The organism is Polaromonas sp. OV174 (assembly GCF_900112285.1).
GTDB lineage: Bacteria > Pseudomonadota > Gammaproteobacteria > Burkholderiales > Burkholderiaceae_C > Polaromonas.
Genome location: NZ_FOKZ01000007.1, coordinates 60195 through 83653, shown reverse-complemented (window position 1 = coordinate 83653; position 23459 = coordinate 60195). Strand labels below are relative to the sequence as shown.

Annotated in this window: 21 protein-coding genes; all 21 read right to left on the bottom strand. The window is 61.1% G+C overall.

The window, feature by feature from the left end:
* Positions 1-33: 33 nt before the first annotated feature.
* On the bottom strand, positions 34-642 hold the full coding sequence (hisB, locus tag BM160_RS08390; protein WP_092003425.1) for an imidazoleglycerol-phosphate dehydratase HisB: 609 nt from the start codon (positions 640-642) through the stop codon (positions 34-36).
* Positions 639-1724: a histidinol-phosphate transaminase gene (gene hisC / locus BM160_RS08385; protein WP_092003422.1), complete on the bottom strand. Its 1086-nt coding sequence runs from the start codon at positions 1722-1724 to the stop codon at positions 639-641. The genes hisB and hisC overlap by 4 nt, the downstream gene beginning before the upstream one ends.
* On the bottom strand, positions 1721-3064 hold the full coding sequence (gene hisD / locus BM160_RS08380; protein WP_092003420.1) for a histidinol dehydrogenase: 1344 nt from the start codon (positions 3062-3064) through the stop codon (positions 1721-1723). Before hisD ends, hisC begins: the two co-directional genes overlap by 4 nt.
* Before the next feature lie 17 nt (positions 3065-3081).
* Positions 3082-3732 carry an ATP phosphoribosyltransferase gene (gene hisG, locus BM160_RS08375; RefSeq protein WP_092003417.1) on the bottom strand — a complete coding sequence of 217 codons (651 nt, stop codon included), beginning with the start codon at positions 3730-3732 and terminating at the stop codon, positions 3082-3084.
* Complete coding sequence (gene murA / locus BM160_RS08370) at positions 3729-5003, bottom strand: UDP-N-acetylglucosamine 1-carboxyvinyltransferase (protein WP_092003414.1); 1275 nt, start codon at positions 5001-5003, stop codon at positions 3729-3731. The genes hisG and murA overlap by 4 nt, the downstream gene beginning before the upstream one ends.
* A 15-nt stretch (positions 5004-5018) precedes the next feature.
* The gene (locus BM160_RS08365) at positions 5019-5264 is read right to left on the bottom strand and encodes a BolA family protein (protein WP_092003410.1); all 246 of its coding nucleotides are present in this window, start codon (positions 5262-5264) and stop codon (positions 5019-5021) included.
* A gap of 135 nt (positions 5265-5399) precedes the next feature.
* Entirely contained in the window at positions 5400-6155 is a 756-nt protein-coding gene (locus tag BM160_RS08360; RefSeq protein ID WP_092003407.1) for an ABC transporter permease, read from the bottom strand.
* Complete coding sequence (locus tag BM160_RS08355; RefSeq protein ID WP_092003405.1) at positions 6152-7105, bottom strand: ABC transporter ATP-binding protein; 954 nt, start codon at positions 7103-7105, stop codon at positions 6152-6154. The genes BM160_RS08360 and BM160_RS08355 overlap by 4 nt, the downstream gene beginning before the upstream one ends.
* Before the next feature lie 101 nt (positions 7106-7206).
* Positions 7207-7488, bottom strand: coding sequence for an STAS domain-containing protein (locus BM160_RS08350; RefSeq protein WP_092003403.1), 282 nt, complete (start codon positions 7486-7488; stop codon positions 7207-7209).
* A 10-nt stretch (positions 7489-7498) separates the two neighbouring features.
* A complete protein-coding gene (locus tag BM160_RS08345; RefSeq protein WP_092003400.1) occupies positions 7499-8155 on the bottom strand; it encodes an MlaC/ttg2D family ABC transporter substrate-binding protein in 657 nt (218 codons plus the stop codon).
* Positions 8156-8316: 161 nt separating this feature from the next.
* A complete protein-coding gene (locus BM160_RS08340) occupies positions 8317-9093 on the bottom strand; it encodes an MlaA family lipoprotein (RefSeq protein WP_092003397.1) in 777 nt (258 codons plus the stop codon).
* Positions 9090-9602 (bottom strand): outer membrane lipid asymmetry maintenance protein MlaD, encoded by a 513-nt coding sequence (gene mlaD / locus BM160_RS08335; RefSeq protein ID WP_092003393.1) that lies wholly within the window; start codon positions 9600-9602, stop codon positions 9090-9092. The genes BM160_RS08340 and mlaD overlap by 4 nt, the downstream gene beginning before the upstream one ends.
* A gap of 138 nt (positions 9603-9740) precedes the next feature.
* Entirely contained in the window at positions 9741-10535 is a 795-nt protein-coding gene (gene mlaE / locus BM160_RS08330) for a lipid asymmetry maintenance ABC transporter permease subunit MlaE (RefSeq protein WP_092003390.1), read from the bottom strand.
* On the bottom strand, positions 10532-11371 hold the full coding sequence (locus BM160_RS08325) for an ABC transporter ATP-binding protein (protein ID WP_092003387.1): 840 nt from the start codon (positions 11369-11371) through the stop codon (positions 10532-10534). Before BM160_RS08325 ends, mlaE begins: the two co-directional genes overlap by 4 nt.
* A gap of 312 nt (positions 11372-11683) precedes the next feature.
* Positions 11684-13150 carry a glutamate synthase subunit beta gene (locus tag BM160_RS08320; protein WP_092003384.1) on the bottom strand — a complete coding sequence of 489 codons (1467 nt, stop codon included), beginning with the start codon at positions 13148-13150 and terminating at the stop codon, positions 11684-11686.
* Between the two features lie 98 nt (positions 13151-13248).
* Positions 13249-17985, bottom strand: a complete 4737-nt coding sequence (locus tag BM160_RS08315; protein WP_092003381.1) for a glutamate synthase-related protein — start codon at positions 17983-17985, stop codon at positions 13249-13251.
* Positions 17986-18177: 192 nt separating this feature from the next.
* Entirely contained in the window at positions 18178-18876 is a 699-nt protein-coding gene (locus tag BM160_RS08310; RefSeq protein WP_092003685.1) for an REP-associated tyrosine transposase, read from the bottom strand.
* Between the two features lie 93 nt (positions 18877-18969).
* The gene (locus tag BM160_RS08305) at positions 18970-20094 is read right to left on the bottom strand and encodes an ABC transporter substrate-binding protein (RefSeq protein ID WP_255368736.1); all 1125 of its coding nucleotides are present in this window, start codon (positions 20092-20094) and stop codon (positions 18970-18972) included.
* 253 nt (positions 20095-20347) lie between these two features.
* On the bottom strand, positions 20348-21547 hold the full coding sequence (locus BM160_RS08300; protein WP_092003375.1) for a deoxyguanosinetriphosphate triphosphohydrolase: 1200 nt from the start codon (positions 21545-21547) through the stop codon (positions 20348-20350).
* A gap of 85 nt (positions 21548-21632) precedes the next feature.
* Positions 21633-22748, bottom strand: coding sequence for a 3-dehydroquinate synthase (gene aroB, locus BM160_RS08295; RefSeq protein WP_092003372.1), 1116 nt, complete (start codon positions 22746-22748; stop codon positions 21633-21635).
* Positions 22749-22799: 51 nt separating this feature from the next.
* Positions 22800-23363 (bottom strand): shikimate kinase, encoded by a 564-nt coding sequence (locus BM160_RS08290; RefSeq protein ID WP_092003369.1) that lies wholly within the window; start codon positions 23361-23363, stop codon positions 22800-22802.
* Positions 23364-23459 lie beyond the last annotated feature (96 nt).

The following is a 23459-nucleotide window of genomic DNA, read 5'->3' as shown; positions in this document are numbered from 1 at the left end:
AAGACTTGATTTCATGCCCGAGAGGCGGCGCTCCTAGAGCGTGCCCTTGGTCGAAGGAATCACGCCAGCGGCACGCGGATCAATTTCCAGTGCCATGCGCAGGGCACGGGCAAAGGCCTTGAACACCGTTTCGGCCTGGTGGTGGGCGTTCTCGCCCTTCAGGTTGTCGATATGCAGCGTGACAAAGGCGTGGTTCACAAAGCCCTGGAAAAATTCGTAAGCCAGCTGGCTGTCAAAGGTGCCGATCATGCCGCTCTTGAAGGGCACATGCATGTCCAGGCCGGGCCGGCCCGAGAAATCAACCACCACGCGGCTCAGCGCCTCATCCAGCGGCACATAGGCGTGGCCGTAGCGGCGCAGGCCTTTTTTATCGCCAATGGCCTGGGCCACGGCCTGGCCCAGCGTGATGCCGACGTCTTCCACCGTGTGGTGGCCGTCGATGTGCAGGTCGCCCTCGGCGTGAATATCCAGATCGATCAGGCCGTGGCGGGCGATCTGGTCCAGCATGTGGTCAAAAAAGCCTATGCCGGTGGACAGCTTGGCCTGGCCGGTGCCGTCCAGGTTGACTTTGACGGTGATCTTGGTTTCGGCGGTGTTGCGCGAGACCTCGGCAATACGGGGGGCGGTGGTGGGGGTAGTCATAGTGATTCTTCAAGCGCGGCGAGCATTTGCGCATTTTCTTCGGAAGTGCCGACGGTCAGGCGCAAACAATTGGCCAGCAGTACATGCATTTTAGAAACGTTCTTGACCAGGACCTTGCGCTGCTTCAAGCCCTCAAAGGTTTTGGTGGCATCGGGCACACGGACCAGGATCATGTTGGCATCGCTTTTCCAGGCCTTGACACCCTTCAGGGCGCTCAGCGCCGCAAACAGCGCTGCGCGCTGCGCCACCAGCTCGTGCGCCTGCGCGGCAAACACCTCGCGGTGCTCCAGCGCAAACAGCGCGCACTCGTAATTGAGCACGCTGATGTTGTAGGGCGGGCGCACTTTGTCGACCTCGGCGATCAGGGCTTTCGGGCCCATCATGTAACCCAGCCGCACACCGGCCAGGCCGAACTTGCTCAGGGTGCGCATCAGGAGCACATGGCCGTGCCTGGCGATCCGGTCGATATAGCTTTTGCTGGAAAAGGGCTGGTAGGCCTCGTCCATCACCACCAGACCGCCCTGCTCGCCCACGGCCTCAATGATCTTTTCTATCACCGCGTCGTCCCACAGATTGGCCGTGGGGTTGTTCGGATAGGCCAGGTAAACGATGGAGGGCTTGTGCTGGGCAATGGCGGCCAGCATGGCGGCTTCATCGAGCTCGAAGTCTGGCGTCAACTCCACGCCTATGAATTTCAGCCCCTGCAGCTGCGCGCTCAGGCCGTACATCACAAAGCCCGGCATGGGCGCCAGAATGCTGCCGCCGGGCACGTCACAGGCCATGGCCAGCAGCGAGATCAGCTCGTCCGAGCCGTTGCCCAGCATGATGTCAAAGCCCTCGGGCATACCGGCGTAGTCGGCCAGCGCGGCGCGCAAGTCGTTGACACGGCCGTCCGGATAACGGTTCAGCGCCAGCGCGCCCAGACGCTCGCCCAGCTTGGCCTGCAGATCTGCGGGCAGGCGGTGCGGGTTCTCCATGGCGTCCAGCTTGACCATGCCGGCCGAGTCCTGGATGGCGTAGGCGTGCATGGACTGCACGTCCTGGCGAATCAGTTTTTTGAATTTCGAATCAAGCTCAGTCATGGGGTCACTCTCATATCGGGCACGGTCTGCAAACGCATCTCGGCGGCGCGCGCATGCGCCTGCAGGCCTTCGCCATAAGCCAGTTCGGCGGCGATGGGGCCCAGCACCTGGGCGCCGGCTTCGCTCACCTCGATCAGGCTGGATCGCTTCTGGAAGTCGTACACGCCCAGCGGGCTGGAAAAGCGCGCCGTGCCGCTGGTCGGCAGCACGTGATTCGGGCCGGCGCAGTAGTCACCCAGGCTTTCGCTGGTGTAGGCGCCTAGAAAGATGGCGCCGGCATGCTTGAGCAGCGGCTCCCATTTGTGCGGCTCGCGGCTGGAGACTTCCAAATGCTCGGGCGCGATGCGGTTACTGATGGCGCAAGCCTCTTCCATGCTGCGCGTGTGGATCAGCGCGCCGCGGTCGCTGAGCGACTTGGCGATGATGGCGGCGCGCGGCATGGCCGGCAGCAGGCGGTTAATCGCGTCCTGCACGGCGGCTATATAAGCGGCGTCGGGGCACAGCAAAATGCTTTGCGCCAGCTCGTCGTGCTCGGCCTGGCTGAACAAATCCATGGCCACCCACTCGGCCGGCGTGGTGCCGTCGGCCAGCACCAAAATCTCGCTCGGCCCGGCAATCATGTCTATGCCCACGGTGCCAAAGACGCGCTTCTTGGCGCTGGCCACGTAGGCGTTACCGGGGCCGGTGATCTTGTCGACCTTGGGCACGGTGGCCGTGCCGTAAGCCAGCGCCGCCACGGCCTGCGCACCACCTATGGTGAAGGCGCGGGTCACGCCGGCCACGTAGGCGGCAGCCAGCACCAGGGCGTTTTTCTCGCCCTTGGGCGTGGGCACGACCATGATAATTTCACCAACGCCGGCCACATGGGCGGGAATGGCGTTCATCAGCACAGAGGAGGGATAAGCCGCCTTGCCGCCGGGCACATAAATGCCGACGCGGTCCAGCGGCGTGACCTTCTGGCCCAGCAAGCTGCCGTCTTCGTCGCGATAGCTCCAGCTCTCGCCGCAGGCCTTTTTTTGCGCCTCGTGGTAGTTGCGCACGCGCCGCGCCGCCGCCTGCAAGGCCTCGCGCTGGGCCGTGGGAATCGCCTCGAAGGCGGCCTTGAGTTCGGCTTGCGTGAGCTCCAGCTCGGCCATAGTTGCCACGCCAAGGCCATCAAAACGCGCCGTGTATTCCAGCACCGCGGCGTCGCCGCGCCGCTGCACGTCGGCCAGGATGTCGGCGACACGCTGCTCTATCGCCGCATCGGTATCGGCCGACCAATGCAGGCGCGCCTTGAATTCAGCATCAAAAGTGGCTGCAACGCTTGATAGTCGGGCGGGAGTAGCTACCAAATTCATAGCAATTCGATTCCAGGCTAGTTCTTTGTGGCGGAGGCCGACGCCGATGAGAAGGCGTCAATGAGTTTGCGTATGGGGGCTTGCTTGAGCTTGAGCGCGGTCTGGTTCACCACCAGATGCGAGCTGATGTCCATGATGCGCTCGACCTCAACCAGGTGGTTGGCCTTGAGCGTGCTGCCGGTAGACACCAGGTCGACAATCGCGTCGGCCAGGCCGGTCAGGGGCGCCAGCTCCATACTGCCGTAGAGCTTGATCAGGTCCACGTGCACGCCCTTGGAGGCGAAGAAATCGCGCGCAATCGCCACGTACTTGGTCGCCACTTTCAGGCGCGAGCCCTGGCGCACTGCGGCGGCGTAGTCAAAGCCCTCGCGCACCGCCACGCTGATGCGGCACTTGGCAATTTGCAGGTCCAGCGGCTGGTACAGGCCCTGGCTGCCGGACTCCAGCAAGGTGTCCTTGCCGACCACGCCGATATCGGCGCCGCCGTACTGCACATAGGTCGGCACGTCGGTGGCGCGCACCAGCACCACGCGCAGGTCGCTCTGGTTGGTATCGAGAATCAGCTTGCGGGACTTGTCGGGATCATCCAGCACCTCGATGCCGGCCGATCTGAGCAGCGGCAAGATGTCGTCGAAGATGCGGCCCTTGGAGAGCGCGAGCGTGATCATGGTTGCAGTCTTTCAATATCAGCGCCTATGCCGCGCAGTTTGGCTTCCATCTGGTCGTAGCCGCGGTCCAGATGGTAGATGCGGTCCACCAGGGTTTCACCATCGGCCACCAGGCCGGCGATCACCAGGCTGGCGGAAGCCCGCAAATCGGTGGCCATCACCGTGGCGCCGGAAAGCCGTTCCACGCCTTCCATGACCGCGACCTTGCCTTCGATCTGGATCTTGGCGCCCAGGCGCAGCATCTCGTTGACGTGCATGAAGCGGTTTTCAAAAATCGTCTCGGTCACGGTGCTGGTGCCATGTGCAATGGCGTTGAGCGCCATGAACTGGGCCTGCATGTCGGTCGGGAAACCCGGGTATTCGGTGGTGCGGAAAGACTGCGCCTTCATGCGGCCCTGGGCCTGCACGCGGATGAAACCGTCGCCGGCGGTGATGACGGCACCGGCCTCGCGCAGCTTTTCAATCACGGCGTCCAGGTGATCGGCGCGGCCATGCTTGAGCACGACATCGCCGCCGGCAGCGGCGACGGCGCACAAAAAGGTGCCGGTTTCAATGCGGTCGGCCACCACCTGGTGGGTGCAGCCGTGCAGGCGCTCCACGCCCTGGATGCGGATGCGGCGCGTGCCGTGGCCTTCAATCTTCGCGCCCATCTTGATCAGCATCTCGGCCAGGTCGCCGATCTCTGGCTCCTGCGCCGCATTTTCGAGAATTGTCTCGCCCTCGGCCAGGGTGGCGGCCATCAGGAAGTTCTCGGTGCCGGTCACCGTCACCATGTCGGTGGTGATGTTGGCGCCTTTCAAACGCTGCTGCCCAGCCGGCAACTTGGCAATCATGTAGCCGTGCTCCACCACGATCTCGGCGCCCATGGCCTGCATGCCCTTGATGTGCTGGTCCACCGGCCGCGAGCCAATGGCGCAGCCGCCGGGCAGCGAGACCGTGGCTTCGCCGAACCGCGCCAGCAGCGGGCCCAGCGCCAGCACCGAGGCGCGCATGGTTTTCACCAGCTCGTAGGGTGCCTCGGGCGAACTCAAAGGCCCGGCATTAAGCGTGACGGTGCTGGGCTGCGCCTGGCTGCGCTCGGCCTGCACACCCATGTTGCGGATCAGCTTGAGCATGGTGGCCACGTCCTGCAGGCGCGGCACGTTCTCCAGCGTCACGGTGTCTGCGGTCAGCAGGGCCGCGCACAGCTCGGGCAGGGCGGCGTTTTTGGCGCCGGAAATCTCGACCGTACCGGCCAGTGTCTTGCCGCCTCGAATCAGTAATTTGTCCATGCTGGTGCTTCTTCTTTATTGCGCGTTGTTGGCAGCCCACTCGGCGGGCGTATAGGTTTTCATGGACAGGGCATGCACCTCGTCGGTCTGCATGCGGCCGCCCAGCGTGGCATAGACCCGCTGGTGCCGCTGGATCAGGCGCTGGCCTTCAAAAGCAGAGGAAACAATGGTGGCATACCAATGCCGGCCGTCGCCGGACAGCTCAAGGTGTTCGCAGGCCAGGCCTGCGGCAATGATGGATTGAAGTTCTTCGCTGGTCATAGGTTACTTATTGGGGCATGAGACGAGTGTCTTCGCAAGCAGGGGCCGCGGAACTGGCTTCGCCAGGCCGCAGGCGCAGCGCCCCCTCGGGGGGGCAGAGAGCGACACGAAGTGCGCGAACGTGGGGCCATATCTCTAGTGTCGAATTTTGTAGCCGGTGCGCAGCATGTTGACCGCCACGGCGCTGACCAGCAGCAGGGCCGTCAGCACAACGCTCAGGCTGAGCCAGGGCGACACATCGCTGACGCCAAAGAAGCCGTAACGAAAGCCGTCGATCATGTAGAAAAACGGGTTCAGGTGGCTGACGCTTTGCCAGAACGGCGGCAGCGAATGGATGGAATAAAAGACACCGCTCAAAAAAGTCATGGGCATGATGACGAAATTCTGGAAGGCGGCCATCTGGTCGAATTTCTCTGACCACAGGCCGGCCACCACGCCAAGCGCGCCCAGCATGGCAGCCCCCAGAACGGCAAACACCACAATCCACAGCGGCGCCACAAAGCCGGGTTGGCCAAAAAATACCGTGACGGCAAACACGCCCAGGCCAACCAGCAGGCCACGTGCCACCGAGGAGCCCACATAGGCGAAAAACCAGTGCCAATGCGACAGCGGGGTGAGCAGCACAAACACCAGGCTGCCCATGATCTTGCTCTGGATCAGCGACGAAGAGCTGTTGGCAAAGGAGTTTTGCAGCACGCTCATCATGACCAGGCCAGGCACCAGGAAAGCGGTGTAGCTGACCTGCCCGTAGACCAGCTCCTTGCCCTGCATGACATGGCCAAAAATCAGCATGTACATCACGGCCGTCAGCACGGGCGCGCCCACGGTCTGAAAACCAACTTTCCAGAAGCGCAGCACTTCCTTGTACAACAGAGTTTGCCAGCCGGTCATTTGGCGACTCCAGCAAGGGCCTGGGGTTGTTCGACGGTTTTTCCGTTCATCACGTCAAGAAACACATCCTCCAGATCAGCCTTGCGGATTTCCACGTCTTCGGCCACCAGGCCTGCCTGACGAATCGCCACCAGGTATTGCTCTATCTCGTGCGCATTGTTCGCTGGAAACTGCACAATTCGTCCTGTAATACGGGCTTGAGCCGCCAAATGACTAGGGAGCTCGCTATCAACTTTGAAGCGGAGCACATTCGAGGAAGCCGCCTTGAGCAGCTCGGAGGTCTGCGCCAGCGCCACCACCCGCCCCCGCTTGAGCATGGCAATACGGCTGCACAAGGCCTCGGCCTCTTCAAGATAATGCGTGGTCAGCAAAACGGTGCTGCCCTGCTTGTTGAGTTTGGCAATGAATTGCCACAAGGTCTGGCGCAACTCCACGTCGACGCCGGCCGTGGGCTCGTCCAGCACAATCACTTGCGGCTTGTGAACCAGCGCCTGCGCCACCAGCACGCGGCGCTTCATGCCGCCCGAGAGCTGGCGCATATTGGCATTGGCCTTGTCGGCCAGGCCCAGGCTGTCCAGCAACTCGTCAATCCAGGCGTCATTTCTCTTGATGCCGAAATAACCCGACTGAATGCGGAGCGTTTCGCGCACGCTGAAAAATGGGTCGAACACCAGCTCCTGCGGCACGACGCCGAGTTTGCGCCTGGCGTTGGCGTAATCGCTCAGCACATCGCTGCCGTGCACCAGGATCCGGCCGGCGCTGGCGCGGGACAGGCCGGCCAGTATGCTGATGAGTGAGGTTTTGCCGGCACCATTGGGGCCCAGCAAGCCAAAAAACTCGCCCGGTTGAATGTCAAAACTCACATCGTCCAGCGCCCTGACAGCCGGGTCGGTCTGAATTCGCGCGGAGGGATAGGTTTTGGAGACGGACTGAAATGAGATGGCTGGCATGAGCTCCCCATTTTAAGGGCTGATGCCTTTTTGCTTTGCCCGCATGACACTAAGCCCCCGCAACTGGCACAAAGCGGCTGGTAAAAACCAGCGCGCCCGACTCAGGCCGGAGAATTCGTCGCAGCAGGAATCAACTCGGCTACGCCATAAAGGCCGGCCAGCTGGCGCAGCAATGCTGGTGCGTTGCGCACCGAAAACCCCTGGCCTGCGGCCAGCGCCTGGCGCCGGCACTCCAGCAAAAGTGCCAGCGCGGACGAGTCAAACTGCTTCAGGGCGCTGGCATCAACCACCAGTTCCGCCTGATGCGATTGCATGGCCGGCCCCATAGCACGGACAAAATCAGGCACCACGGCGTGCGTCAGGACGGACGGGAGTGTCAGCATGACCGTCGCATCAAGGCTTCTTGTCGGCCGCATTGGGCTTGCTGTCGCCCCCATTGGACTTGTTGCGCTGAGCCAGCGACGCGATCAGGCCATCCACGCCCTTGGCGTTGATTTCCTGGGCAAACTGCGTGCGGTAGGTTTCCACCAGCCAGATGCCCAGCACATTGAGGTCATAGATTTTCCACCCCGTGGCGGTTTTTTCCATGCGGTAGTCCAGCTGGATCGGGTCGCCACGACCCAGGACCTCGGTGCGCACCACCACCTCGGTGTCCGCCGGCGCTGCGCGCAAGGGCTTGACGTTCAGCGTCTGATCCTTGACCTGCGACAGGGCGCCGGAGTAGGTACGAATCAGCAAGGTCTTGAACTCATCTTGCAGACGGGTCTTTTGCTCGGGTGTGGCCTGGCGCCAGCTGCGTCCGACGGCTGCGGCCGTCATGCGCGTGAAATTCACATTGGGCATGATCTTGCCGTCCACCAGCGCCAGCACCTTGCTCATGTCGCCGGTCTTCACGGCCTGGTCAGACTTGATGCTGTCCAGCACTTCGGAGGACACCCGCTTGATCAGGGCATCGGGCGCCTCGTCGGCGGCGCGAACGACTGGCGCCAAGGCCAGCAAGGCCAGGCTGAGTGAGGCGGTCAATAAACGGCCGAGGGCTCTACGGTTCATGGCTTTTCCTTCTAGAGGCGAAGCAGGCGGTGCTGGCGAGTGCTGCAGAAACATTTCTGCCCTCTACCCATACCGCTGCTTCGAGGGTATTTTGCGGAATTGCGGTGCGGCCTACGGTGAAGTTTTGCAGCGTTGTTGTAAATATTGTTTACCCGGGCCGCTTACTTGACGGCCGGGGCCGGCGCACCGGCTTCGGGTGCCGCTTCCGGCAGGTCGTAGCGTTCCTCGGTCGGAACCAGGTATTCACGGCCGATCCGGCTGCTGCGGCGCTGCAGGTAGCTGTCCCGAATAAAGCTGTATTTATCGAGCGCGGCTTCGTCCAGCACATCGCCCACCTGCAGCAAATTGGCGCGGATATGCACCACGCGCAGGCCCACCAGGGAATTACGGACGGGCACATTGTCCACCGCGTTGAGCGCACTGGTCTCGGCGTCCACCAGGAGGCCAACGGAGTCCCGCACCGAGGAAGGCCCCAACAGCGGCAGCACCACGTAAGGACCGGAAGAAAAGCCCCAACGCCCCAGCGTCAGACCGAAATCCTGGCTGTGCTTGGGAATCCCCATGTCGCTGGCCACGTCGAAAATTCCGCCCAAGCCCCAAAGCGTGTTGGTGGTCACGCGGAAAAAGCTGTCCATGGCCTCTTCGGGCTGAAACTGCAACACGTTGTTGAACAGGGACAGGACATCGGAAATATTTCCAAAGAAGTTGCCGACACCGGTACGCACCAGCGCTGGCGTGACCTCTTTGTAGGCCGTCGCCACCGGCTTGAGAACCGCACGATCCACGCCTTCGTTGAAGGAGTACATGGTCCGGTTGAAGGGCTCAAGCGGGTCGGCCGGGTTGGCATTGGGGCCGCTTGCGCAGCCCTGGAGCAAAGCCAGGGCCAGGACTGCCGCCGCCCAGCAGGACGGCTGTTTCATCGCGATTCGTGTTGTCATTTTTTTTCTGCGGTCGCCGACTTGGGTGCTGGCTCTGCCTCTGTGCTTGCACTGCTGTCTGCCGCTTTATTGAACAAAAACTGGCTGATTAAATTTTCCAGCACCACAGCGGACTGGGTTTGTTTTACCACGTCACCGGCGGCAAGATTTTTCTCATCTCCGCCGGGCTCCACGCCTATATATTGCTCGCCCAGCAAACCGCTGGTCAAGATTTTCAGCGAGCTGTCCTTGGGAAAGACGAAACGGCTGTCCATGGCCAGATTGACGCTGGCCTGGTAGGCCTTGTCGTCAAACGTAATGGTTTCAACCCGCCCCACCACCACGCCCGCACTTTTAACCGCGGCACGGGGTTTGAGGCCACCGATATTGTCAAACTTGGCCGTGATCCTGTAGGAGGTGTCGAAGTTCAAGGTCAGCAGATTGGCGGACTTGAGCGCCAGGAAGAGGATGGCGATGGCCCCAATGAGGACAAACAAACCAACCCATAAATCGTTTTTTGAGCGTTGCATCTTATTTCTTTCAGTCGCCCCGAAAAGGCAGCGGTGGCGTGATGCCGGCCGGCTTTTCTGCCATGGCGAGCCAACGCAGGGCGGCCATAGCTAGCAGGGATTTTCGCATGAGTGCTTTCAATAGGTGAGAGGCTGTCCTTATAGGCTGAACATCGAGGCGGTGAGTAAAAAGTCCAGTCCGAGCACGGCCAGCGAAGCCACCACCACGGTGCGGGTGGTGGCGCGCGACACGCCTTCGGGTGTGGGTTGCGCCTCAAAACCCTGGTGCAGGGCCACAAAGGTCACGGTCACGCCGAACACAAAACTTTTCACCATGCCATTGCCTACATCGCGCCAGACATCCACGCCCGACTGCATCTGGCTCCAGAAGGAACCGGGGTCTATGCCAATCATCACCACACCGACCAGCCAGCCGCCCAGGATGCCAACGGCGCTGAACACCGCCGCCAGCAGCGGCATGGCAATGATGCCGCCCCAAAAGCGCGGCGCCAGAATCCGCCGCAGCGGATCGACCGCCATCATTTCCATGGCTGAGAGCTGCTCGCCGGCTTTCATCAGACCGATCTCGGCGGTCAGCGCCGTGCCGGCCCGACCGGCAAACAGCAGCGCCGTCACCACCGGGCCCAGCTCCCTGACCAGGCTCAGCGCCACCAGCAGGCCCAGCGCCTCGGATGAGCCATAGCGCTGCAGCGTGTAATAGCCTTGCAGGCCCAGCACGAAACCAACAAACAGGCCGGACACCGTGATGATGGCCAGCGAATAATTGCCCAGGAAAAAAATCTGATCGCGCACCAGGCCAAAGCGCTTCAGGGCCGGCATGGTCAGCGCCAGCAGGCGCAGCATCAGCCGGGTCGCATTGCCGATCTCGGCCAGCTGGCAACGCAGCGCATAACCCAGATTGGAAAGCAGGCGGACGGGGCTGAAGCGGCTCATAAACGCCCGCCCTGGCCGCGCTGGCCAAAATCGGTTGCCACATCCGGCCCCGGGTAATGGAATTTCACCGGGCCTTCACTGAGGGCATTGACGAACTGGTGCACCAGCGGATCGGTGGAATGCCTGACCTCATCGGGTGTGCCCTGCGCCGCGATGCCGCCATTGGCCAGAATGATGACCTTGTCGGCGATGCGAAAGGTTTCTTCCAGATCGTGCGACACGACGATGCTGGTGATGCCCAGGGCGTCGTTGAGCTGGCGAATCAGCTGCGCCGCCGTACCCAGGGAGATCGGATCCAGGCCGGCAAAAGGCTCGTCGTACATGATGAGTTCGGGGTCCAGCGCGATGGCGCGGGCCAGCGCCACACGCCTGGCCATGCCGCCGGAGACTTCACTGGGCATGAGATCACGTGCACCGCGCAGGCCGACGGCATTGAGCTTCATCAGCACGATGTCGCGGATCAGCGCCTCGGGCAGGCTGGTGTGCTCGCGCAGCGGAAAAGCGACGTTGTCGAAAACACTCAGATCGGTGAACAGCGCGCCAAACTGGAACAGCATGCCCATGCGGCGCCGCGCCGCGTAAAGCTCGGACTGCGTCAGCTTGCCAACGTTCTTGCCGTCAAACAGGACTTCGCCGCTATTGGCTTTTTGCTGCCCGCCTATGAGGCGCAACACCGTGGTTTTGCCACCGCCCGAAGCGCCCATGATGGCCGTTACCTTGCCCTTGGGCACGGACAGCGTCATGCGGTCCAGAATGACGCGATCCCCCGCAGAGCCCGGGTAGGAAAAAGTCACATCCTTGAACTCAAGCAGCGAAGAAACGGGAAGGTCGGCCATTGAGAAGAAAAGGGCCAACGGAGGCGTCGGCGTTGCTAGGGGAAGACCCTGATGATAAGGGCTGCGGGCCAATTTGAGCCTGCAAACCGCCTCAAGCCGCCGTCTCCCAGACGCCTGTAGGGCATCGCACGCTCAGGATTTGTAAATGATTTTTTACAAAATCAAGCGCCAGCCCAATCAGCACGGGCGCAAGAAGCTATTAATTCAATAGCATCACACGATGTATCTACTGCGCCACAGGTTTTCTAAGCTTGACATGCAAACAGCCCGCGCAGCACGGGTGCAGCGCGGGCTGTCGGGGCGATCCAGTCCTTAGCGTGGCAAGTCGCTGTAACCCATCAGGAATTCATCCACCGCACGCGCGGCCTGGCGGCCTTCGCGAATCGCCCACACCACTAGGCTCTGGCCGCGCCGGATATCGCCCGCGGCAAACACCTTGGGCACATTGGTGGTGTAGCCACCTATGAAGTCGGTGCTGGCCCTGGCGTTGCCGCGGTTGTCTTTTTCCACGCCAAAGCCCTCCAGAATGGAGGCAACCGGCGAGACAAAACCCATGGCCAGCAGCACCAGGTCGGCCTTGAGGATTTGCTCCGAGCCTGCCACCTCGACCATCTTGCCGCCCACCCATTCGACGCGAACGGTTTTCAGGCCGGTGACCTTGCCTTTTTCGCCGATCAACTCCTTGGTCGAGATGGCGAACTCGCGCTCGCAGCCTTCTTCATGGCTGGAACTGGTGCGCAACTTGATCGGCCAGTAGGGCCAGGTCATGGGACGGTTTTCCTCGACGGGCGGCTCGGGCATCAGCTCGAACTGGGTCACGCTGGCCGCGCCGTGGCGGTTGCTGGTGCCGACGCAGTCGGAACCGGTGTCGCCGCCGCCGATCACGATGACATGCTTGCCATCGGCGCGCAGCTGGCCTTTGATCTTGTCGCCCGCATTGACCTTGTTTTGCTGGGGCAGGAATTCCATGGCGAAATGCACGCCGTCGAGTTCGCGGCCCGGCACCGGCAGGTCGCGCGACTGTTCGGCGCCGCCGGTCAGGATGACGGCGTCAAAGTCTTTTTGCAGCTGCTCGGGAGTGATGGTTTCCTTGGCCCAGTTGGTCACTTTAGAGCCCTTGGGCAGGCTGCCAATCATCACGCCGGTGCGGAACTTCACGCCTTCGGCCTGCATTTGCTCGACGCGGCGGTCAATATGGATTTTCTCCATCTTGAAGTCGGGAATGCCGTAACGCAGCAGGCCGCCGATGCGGTCGTTTTTTTCAAATAGCGTGACCGCATGGCCGGCGCGCGCCAGTTGCTGCGCTGCCGCCATGCCGGCCGGGCCTGAACCGACCACCGCCACCGTCTTGCCGGTGGTGTGCTTGGCCTGCACCGGCTTGACCCAGCCTTCGGACCAGGCGCGGTCGATGATGGCGTGCTCTATGGACTTGATGCCGACCGCGTCGTTGTTGACGTTCAGCACGCAAGCCGCCTCGCAGGGCGCGGGGCAGATGCGGCCGGTGAATTCGGGAAAGTTGTTGGTGCTGTGCAGCGTGTCGATGGCGTTTTTCCAGTCGGCGCGAAACACCATGTCGTTGAAGTCGGGAATGATGTTGTTGACCGGGCAGCCGCTGTTGCAAAACGGCGTGCCGCAGTCCATGCAGCGCGCCGCCTGCTGACTGGCCTGCGCATCATTCAGTCCGATGACGAATTCCTTGTAGTTCTTCAAGCGCTCGGGCACGGGCTTATAGCCCTCTTCGATGCGCTCGTAGTCCATGAAGCCGGTGATTTTTCCCATGATGAGTCCTGTGCAATTCTTTAAGCGTTTTATGCCTCTAGCGCCCTATTTATAGGCGCAGGCAGCTATCAATACAGTAGTAAATTCCTGACTTCGCCTTAAGCGGCCAGCACCGTGGTGGCCACCTGCGAACTGGTGGTTTCGGTTGCCGCTTCCAGGCGGCGCTCTTTGCGCTCTATCAGGGCCCGCTTGTACTCATTCGGGAACACTTTCACAAACTTCAGGCGCGACTCGCTCCAGTTGTCCAGCAACTCGCGGGCGCGCTTGCTGCCGGTCCAGCGGTTGTGGTCCTGCAGCAGGCGCTTGAGCTGCTCTTCGTCGCTTTCGCCGGCATGCCAGTCCGAGGCATCGTGGGCATGCTGCTCGGCGGTGCTGGCCACGCGGTCCATGGACACCATGGCGGTGTTGCAACGCGAGGCAAACTGGCCGTCCTCGTCATACACATAGGCCACGCCGCCACTCATGCCGGCGGCAAAGTTGCGGCCGGTCTTGCCCAGCACGGCCACGGTGCCGCCCGTCATGTATTCACAGCCGTGGTCGCCCGTGCCTTCGACCACCGCCGTGGCGCCCGACAGCCGCACCGCGAAACGCTCGCCGGCCACGCCGCTGAAGAAGGCCTCGCCAGTGGTGGCGCCGTAGAGAACGGTGTTGCCGACGATGGTGTTTTTATGCGACTCACCGCGAAAATCGATGCTGGGGCGCACAATGATGCGGCCGCCCGACAGGCCCTTGCCGGTGTAGTCATTGGCGTCGCCAATCAGGTACATGGTGATGCCCTTGGCCAGGAAGGCGCCGAACGACTGGCCACCCGTGCCTTCAAGCTGGATGCGCAAGGTATCGTCGGGCAGGCCTTCGGGGCGCAGCCGGGTCAGCTCGCCCGAGAGCATGGCGCCCACGGTGCGGTTGACGTTGCGCGCCACCTCGATGAACTGGACTTTTTCGCCTTTTTCCAGCGCCGCCTTGGACTTTTCAATCAGGCGCACGTCCAGCGCTTTTTCCAGCCCATGCTCTTGCTCGCTCATGTGCAGGCGCGGCACGTCGGCGGGCACTTGCGGCTGGTAGAACAGGCGGCTGAAATCCAGGCCGCCGGCCTTCCAGTGTTCAATGCCTTTTTGTGTATCGAGCAGGTCGGCACGGCCGATGAGCTCGTCAAAGCTGCGCACGCCCAGCTGTGCCATCAGCTGACGCGCTTCTTCGGCGACAAAGAAGAAATAGTTGACGACATGCTCGGGCTTGCCGCTGAATTTCTGGCGCAGCACCGGGTCTTGCGTGGCTACGCCGACCGGGCAGGTGTTGAGGTGGCATTTGCGCATCATGATGCAGCCCTCGACCACCAGCGGCGCGGTGGCAAAGCCGAACTCGTCAGCGCCCAGCAGCGCGCCAATGACGACGTCGCGGCCGGTTTTCATCTGACCGTCGGCCTGCACGCGAATGCGGCCGCGCAGGCGGTTGAGCACCAGCGTTTGCTGGGTTTCGGCCAGACCGATTTCCCAGGGCGAGCCAGCATGCTTGATGGACGACCAGGGCGAGGCGCCGGTACCGCCGTCGTGACCGGCGATCACCACATGGTCGGCCTTGGCCTTGGCGACACCGGCGGCAATCGTGCCGACGCCGGTTTCGCTGACCAGCTTGACGCTGATGCTGGCGCGGGGGTTGACGTTTTTCAGGTCGTGGATCAGCTGCGCCAAATCCTCGATCGAATAAATGTCGTGGTGCGGCGGCGGCGAAATCAGGCCCACGCCGGGCACCGAGTAGCGCAGCGCGCCTATGTATTCGCTGACCTTGCCGCCTGGCAGCTGGCCGCCCTCGCCGGGCTTGGCACCCTGCGCCATCTTGATCTGGATCTGGTCGGCCGAGACCAGGTATTCGGCGGTCACGCCAAAACGGCCCGACGCCACCTGCTTGATGCGCGAACGCAGCGAGTCACCGTCTTGTAAGGGCAGATCGACCTCGACCTGTTTGGCACCAATCACGCTTTTCAGCGTCTCGCCCTGCTTGATGGGAATGCCTTTGAGCTCTTGGCGATAACGCGCCGGGTCTTCACCGCCCTCGCCGGTGTTGCTCTTGCCGCCAATGCGGTTCATGGCCACGGCCAGCGTGGCGTGCGCCTCGGTGCTGATGGAACCCAGCGACATGGCGCCGGTGGCGAAGCGCTTGACGATTTCCTTGGCCGGCTCGACTTCGTCAATCGAAATCGCCTTGCTCGGGTCGATCTTGAACTCGAACAGACCGCGCAAGGTCATGTGGCGACGGTTCTGGTCATTGATGAGCTGGGCGTATTCCTTGTAGGTGTTCCAGTTGTTGGAACGGGTGGAGTGCTGCAGCTTGGCAATCGCGTCCGGCGTCCACATGTGGTCTTCGCCGCGCGCGCGCCAGGCGTACTCGCCGCCCGCGTCCAGCGCGTGGGCCAGCACCGGGTCGTCACCGAAGGCGGCCTTGTGCATGCGCAGCGCTTCTTCGGCAATCTCGAACACGCCCATGCCTTCGACCTGGGTGGAGGTGCCGGTAAAGAACTTGTTCACCGTGTCGCGGTTCAGGCCAATCGCCTCGAACAGCTGGGCGCCGCAATAGCTCATATAGGTGGACACGCCCATCTTGGACATGATCTTGGACAGGCCCTTGCCTATGGCCTTGGTGTAGTTGTAAACCGCTTTGTCGGTGTTCAGGTCGCCCGGCAAGCCTTTGGACAGCTCGGCCAGGGTCTCCATCGCCAGGTAGGGATGAACCGCCTCGGCGCCATAACCGGCCAGCACGGCAAAGTGATGCACCTCCTTGGCCGAACCGGTTTCCACCACCAGACCGGCGGTGGTACGCAAGCCTTCTTTCACCAGATGCTGGTGAATCGCCGACAGCGCCAGCAGGGCCGGAATGGCGATTTGCGTGCTGCTCACGGCACGGTCGCTGACGATCAGGATGTTTTTTCCGGTTTTGATCGCATCGACCGCTTCGGCGCACAGCGAAGCCAGTTTGGCCTCCACGCCTTCGCGGCCCCAGACCAGCGGATAGGTGATGTCCAGGGTATAGCTCTTGAACTTGCCCTGGGTGTGCGCTTCGATGTCGCGCAGCTTTTGCATGTCGGCGCTGTTCAGCACCGGCTGGCTGACTTCCAGCCGCATCGGCGGATTCACCTGGTTGATGTCCAGCAGATTGGGCTTGGGGCCAATGAAGGACACCAGCGACATCACGATGGCTTCGCGGATCGGGTCGATCGGCGGATTCGTCACCTGCGCGAACAACTGCTTGAAGTAGTTGTAGAGCGGCTTGTTTTTGTTGGACAACACGGCCAGCGGGCTGTCATTGCCCATGGAGCCTGTGGCTTCCTCGCCATTGGTGGCCATGGGCGACATCAGGAACTTGATGTCTTCCTGGGTGTAGCCAAAGGCCTGCTGACGATCCAGCAAGGAGAGCTCGGCGGCTGCGGTCTGATCGACACTGGCGGCCGGCGCGTCCTGACCGGGCAGATCGTCAAGCTTGATGCGCAGGTTTTCAATCCACTGCTTGTAGGGCTTGCTGTGGGCCAGCGTGGCCTTGATTTCCTCGTCGTCCACCATGCGGCCCTGTTCCAGATCAATCAGGAACATCTTGCCGGGCTGCAAACGCCATTTGCGAACGATTTTGTGTTCGGGGATGGGCAGCACACCGGATTCGGAGGCCATGATGACCAGGTCGTCGTCGGTAACGCAGTAACGCGAGGGACGCAGGCCGTTGCGGTCCAGCGTCGCGCCGATCTGGCGGCCGTCGGTAAAGACGATGGACGCCGGGCCGTCCCATGGCTCCAGCATGGCAGCGTGGTATTCATAGAAGGCCTTGCGGCGTTCATCCATGGTGGTGTGCTGCTCCCAGGGCTCGGGAATCATCATCATCACGGCCTGGCTGATGGGGTAGCCGGCCATGGTCAGCAACTCCAGGCAGTTGTCGAAAGTGGCGGTATCCGACTGGCTGGCAAAGCTAATGGGGTAGAGCTTTTGCAGATCAGCACCCAGCACCGGCGAAGACATCACGCCTTCGCGCGCCTTCATCCAGTTGTAGTTGCCCTTGACGGTGTTGATCTCGCCGTTGTGCGCCACATAGCGGTAGGGGTGGGCCAGCGGCCACTCGGGGAAGGTGTTGGTGGAGAAGCGCTGGTGCACCAGGCCCAGCGCCGAGACGCAGCGCTCGTCCTTCAGGTCGAGGAAATAGGTACCGACCTGGTCGGCCAGCAGCAGGCCCTTGTAGACCACTGTGCGGCTGGACATGCTGGGCACGTAATACTCTTTGCTGTGCGTCAGGTGCAGATTTTGAATCGCGGCGCTGGCGGTCTTGCGGATCACATAGAGCTTGCGCTCCAGCGCGTCCTGCACGATCACGTCGTTGCCGCGGCCAATGAAGATCTGCCGCAGTATGGGTTCTTTCTTGCGCACATTGGGCGACATCGGCATGTCACGGTCTACGGGCACATCGCGCCAGCCCAGCAACACTTGGCCCTCGGCCTTGACGGCGCGTTCCAGCGCTTCCTCACAGGCCAGGCGCGAGGCGTGTTCCTTGGGCAAAAACACCATGCCGACGCCATACTCTCCCGGTGGCGGCAAGGACACGCCCTGACTGGCCATTTCTTCGCGGTACAAGGCATCGGGCAGCTGGATCAGGATGCCGGCACCGTCACCCATCAGCTTGTCAGCCCCCACAGCACCCCGGTGATCCAGGTTCTCAAGAATCTTCAGGCCTTGCTGGACGATGGCGTGACTCTTGTGACCTTTGATATGGGCCACAAAGCCGACGCCGCAGGCATCGTGCTCATTGGCACCGTCATACAAACCGTGTTGTTCAAAGTGCTTGATTTCAGCAGCCGTGGTCATGGCAATTCCTCGTCTATGGGGTTCAGATTTTTCCGCAGGGAATCGGAGCATAGTGCACTGCAACAACAATGCCAAGCATTTTAATTAGGGTCAGATTCTAATTAATCACCAATCAAATTACTCAAGAAATAATTAGTGACATATCAAAATTAATAGCAAAAAGCTCAATGGATATAGTGATAACCACCACTTTTATTCGACTACTGGCTTGCTGACAGGCCGCCCTGCCTGGGTCTTTTGAACGCGCCGCTCGGTACGCTTTTGCAAATCAGCGACAAATTTTTCATCGCCCAAAGCCCAGCCCTTGAGCGCCGAGCGGGTCAAGGCCTCTTCTTGCACCGGCGTGATGCCGGCGCGCACCAGGTTGGCATAGACCGCTTCGCGCGCAAAAGGTGTGTTGCCCAAGTCCCAGAGCAAGGCATGCGGTGTCAACAGCTTGTCCGTCCGGGCGCCTACATAGTGGCCGTAACTGGACCAGGGGTAGTCTTTTGGCTCGGCCACCAGGCCGGCACGCACGGGATTCAGATCCATATAGGCCATGCAGGCCAGCAAATAGCGATCTGTTTCTATCAGCGTCGAGCGATAACGTCCCTCCCACAAGGTGCCTGAACGCCCTTGCCTGTCGTTGAAGTAGCGCACATAGCGACGACCCACTGCTTGCATCATCTGCGGCAGGCCGTCGCCAGTGGTCGGCGTGGCCAGCAAATGAAAGTGGTTGCCCATCAGCACATACGCATGCAAGGCCACGCCAAATTTGCGGGCGTTTTCATCCAGCAGCGCCAGCAGCATCTGGTAATCGGCGGTCGAGGCAAAGATGGGCTGCCGGTTATTGCCCCGCTGGATGATGTGATGGGGGTAACCGGGAAGCGTGAGACGGGGAAGACGGGCCATGAGCTGCAATACCGGGAGTTTGCCTCATGATAATTGGAATCTGACCCCGAATAGCTTGAAGCCTCAAGAGGTCAAGCCTCTTGAGCTGCCGGCCTAGCGAACGATTTTTCCGTCGGGCGTGATACTGACCAGATCAATGGCGCGCACCGACTCATACTTCTTGGGACGCAGATTGACGCGGAACCCACCCATGTCGTAATCACTCATGGACTCAAACGCCTTTTTCAGGCCGGCGCGATCAGGCTTGCCACCGCCTGACACGCTACGGCGCACGCCCTCGGCAAAGCTGCGGGCGGCGATATAGCCCTCCATGCTTTCATAGCTGGGCGCCTGGTCGGTCTGGTTCAGCGCATCAAGATACTCCTTGACGATGGGCGTGCCGGTGCTGCGCGGTGAGGGGACAACCTGCGAAATCACAATGCCACCAATCTCTTTGCCCAGCGCACTGAACAAGGGATCTATGCCCACCACCGAGAAGTTCAGAAATTGGCCGCCATAGCCGGTCTGGCGCATCTTGCGGATAAAGGCCGCCGAGGAATTGAACAGGCTGACCTGAATAATGGCCTGAGGCTGCGCCTTCATCAACAGGGCCGCCGCCGCATCGACCTTGTCGCTGTTCACGGGCGACATGGCACTGGCCACAATAGGAGGACGTTTCAGGTCTATCAAGGCCTGATTGACGGCGGCCAGGCCGGCGCGACCCATGGCATCGTCTTCGGCAAACACGGCGATACGGTCCTGATTGAGCGTCGCACAGTGGCGCACCACCTTGTAGGCCTCATCGGCGAGCGCCGGACGCACATGAAACACATTGGCCAAAGCCGGATCGTGTAGGGCATCCGAGGCAGCAAAAGGTGCAAAAAACAGAGCGCCGGCCGGCTTGGCCACGGCAAAAGCCGCATCACAACTGGCGGTACCGGCAAAGCCAAACAGCGCATCAACCCCTTCATTGAGCAACTGCTTTGCATTGCTGGCGGCCTTGGCAGGGTTGTAGCCATCATCCAGCACCTTGACGTCGATCTTGTAACCCGCCGCACCATTTTTGGCATTAATGACATCAAAGTACATTTTGGCCCCGTTGAGGTAAGCCAGGCCAATCTGGTCCGCCGCACCCGTCAGCGGTACAGACTGACCCAACACCAGCTTTTGCCCGCTTTTGGAACTCTGGGCCCAGAGCGCAGGGCTGGCAACCACGGTTGCCGCAGAAATACCGCTCAAAACCAATTGACGCCGACTAAAGCCCATAACAACACCCCTTTGAAATTTGAAGTAGTCCAAGCAAATTCGAGGCCTGCGCCGTGATTTAAGCCGCCGGCATTAACATCAAAGTTACAAAAACACATGTATGCAATGCAACCTAATGTGCTTACAGCATAACAATCAGTATTGAAACGGCCTACATCACATCAAAACCATGTCTACCACCGTCCCGTTATCGCGAAAATGAGCAGGCCAGCACCTTGCCCCGCCCTCAACCGGGAAAAGTGCTGCGCCCCTTGAGGCGCTCATGTTCCTTGGCGGCGAAGCGGTCGGTCATGCCGGCGATGTAGTCGGCCACCACACGCTCGGGTTTGGCGCCGGCAGCGTGGGCCATGGCGATGCCGTCAAAGCGGTCGATATGGGCTTGCGGCATTTGTGCCGGGTCGGCCATATAGACCTCGAACAGATCGCGCACCACCTGCTTGGCGGCCTGCGTGGTTTCCACCACTTGCCGGTGGCGGTATAAATTTTGTAGCAGAAAGCGCTTGAGGGACGCCGACTTCAAGGCCATTTCATCAGAAAAACACAGCAATACCGGGAGCTGGCGGACGGCCTGGACATCGGCCGGCGCCGCCCGCTCCAAGGCCAGCCGGGTCGCATCCATCACGTTGTAGACCTGCGCGCTTAGCATGCGCCGTATGGTTTCAAACAGCAGCCGCCTACCCTGTAATTCGGGATAGGACTGCAGCGTTTCACGGCGGTACTGGCTGAACAGCGGCACATCGTCCAGTTGCTCCAGCGTCAGCAGGCCGGAGCGAACGCCGTCATCAATATCGTGGGCGTTATAAGCAATCTCATCCGCCAGATTGGCCAGTTGCGCCTCCAGGCTGGGCTGCAGCCACCGCGGCCCGGTGCCGCTTTGCTCAATGAAGCGCTGGGCCACGCCATTCGGCTCGCGGGCCTCGATATGACGGGCATTGCGCCTGGAGCAATGCTTCAAAATGCCCTCGCGCGTCTCGAAACTCAGGTTCAGGCCGTTGTAGGCCGGGTAGCGCTCTTCCAGCGCATCGACGACGCGCAGACTTTGCAGATTGTGCTCAAAGCCGGCGCTACCGGGGTTATGGGCCTTGAGGCAGGCGTTCAGCGCATCCTGGCCGGCATGGCCAAAAGGCGTATGGCCCAGGTCGTGCGCCAGCGCAATCGCCTCCACCAGGTCCTCGTTGAGCTGCAGCGTACGGGCGATGGAACGCCCCAGCTGCGCCACTTCCAGCGAATGCGTCAGGCGCGTACGGAACAAGTCGCCCTCGTGGTTCAGAAAGACCTGGGTTTTGTAGACCAGGCGGCGAAAGGCGGTGGAATGCACAATCCGGTCGCGGTCGCGCTGAAAGTCAGAGCGCGTGGGCGCGACCGGCTCGGGGATGCGGCGACCGCGCGTCAGCAACGGATCACAGGCGTAATGGGCCAGCGTCATGATTTATGCATGAAAAATGCCCTCAGCCCAATCAGTACGGGCGCAAGCAGCTATCAAATTAATAGTCACACGGTTTTGTCACGGATCAGGCGCAGCACAAATCGATGACTTCACGCACCAGCGCATCGGGCGCCGCGCGCACCGCCGCCTGGCCGGGACCATCTATCACCACGAAACGGATTTCACCGGCCTCGGATTTTTTATCAATGCGCATCAGCTCCAGGTAGCGGCCGGCATTGTCGGTGGCAGACAGCATAGGCCCCTTGACGGGCAGGCCGGCACGGCTGACCAATTGGGTCAACCGTTCGACAAAGGCCAGATCGACCAAGCCCAGGCGCTGCGATAGATGCGCAGCCATGACCATGCCGCAGCCCACGCCTTCGCCGTGCAGCCACTCGCCATAGCCCAGGCCGGACTCGATGGCATGGCCAAAGGTATGGCCGAAATTCAAAATGGCCCGCAAGCCCGATTCACGTTCGTCCTGACCCACGACCCAGGCCTTGATTTCGCAGCTGCGCCGAATCGCATGCGCCAGCGCGGCGGGCTCCTTGGCCAGCAAAGCGTCAAGATTGCTTTCCAGCCATGCGAAAAAGGCCATGTCGGCAATCGGCCCGTATTTGATAATCTCAGCCAGACCGGCACTCAGCTCGCGGTCTGGCAGCGTCTGCAACACGTCCAGATCGCAGACGACTTGCAGCGGCTGGTAAAACGCGCCGATCATGTTTTTTCCCTGCGGGTGATTGATGGCCGTCTTGCCCCCCACTGAGGAGTCCACCTGAGCCAGCAGCGTCGTTGGAATCTGCACAAAAGGCACGCCGCGCATATAGCTGGCGGCGGCAAAGCCGGTCATGTCGCCGACCACGCCACCGCCCAGTGCGAAGAGCACGGTCTTGCGGTCGCAGCCGTTCTCCAGCAAGGCATCAAATATCAGTTGCAGGGTCGGCCAGTCCTTGTGCGCCTCACCATCGGGCAAGGTCAGCAGCAGCACCTGTCCATAGTGCGACTGCAGCGCCTGCATCAGTTGCGCGGCATAAAGAGGTGCCACCGTCGTATTCGATACCACCAGCGCACAAGCTGCCTTGGGCAACTGCTGGTAAGTCAGCGCCGCGCCCAGTAACTTAGAGCCGATAACGATAGGATAGCTGCGCTCGGCCAGCTCAATCTGAACCTGCGCCGACATGGGAGAGGAATTTGCTTGCATAAGTCAAAGTGTAGAGGCACACAGCCACCCGGCAGATGCATACGGGGGTTTTTACTCCGGCCGACCGGCCTGACCATGGTTTGAGGTCGGCGAATCTGCCGTCACGATACCTGCCAGCTCCAGCTGCATGGCCATCATGTTGACCAGCGTAGCTACCGAAGGACGACCAGTTTCAATCACAAAGTGGGCGGTTTCCCGGTACAGCGGATCGCGGGCGAGGTAAAGATCACGAAGACGGGCCAAGGGATCCGCCACTTGGAGCAAAGGCCGGCTCTGGTCATGCCGTAAACGCCGAAACACTTCTTCCGGAGAAGAGTGCAGATAGATCACCTGCGTGCGTTCGTGCAGATGCTGGCGATTGACAGGGCGCAGCACCGTGCCCCCCCCGCTGGAAAGCACGCAAGCCTCACCCCGGGTCAACTCATCAATAACCTCTTGCTCCAGGTCACGAAACGCGACTTCACCTTCACGCTCGAAAAATTCGCGGATCGAGCAGGCAATGCGTTGCTCTATGACCTGATCCGAGTCGATGAAGCGCAGGTCCAATCTGCGCGCCAGCTGTCGGCCGACCGTGGACTTTCCAGAGCCGGGCAAACCCACACAGGCAATTTTCAACAGGTTTTGAGTCACTTGAGTCTATGGTGCGGCCAGCGCGAGGACAAAAAATTGACCGCTCAGAACTGATCCAGACAAGCAAGAGAGTCACCCCCT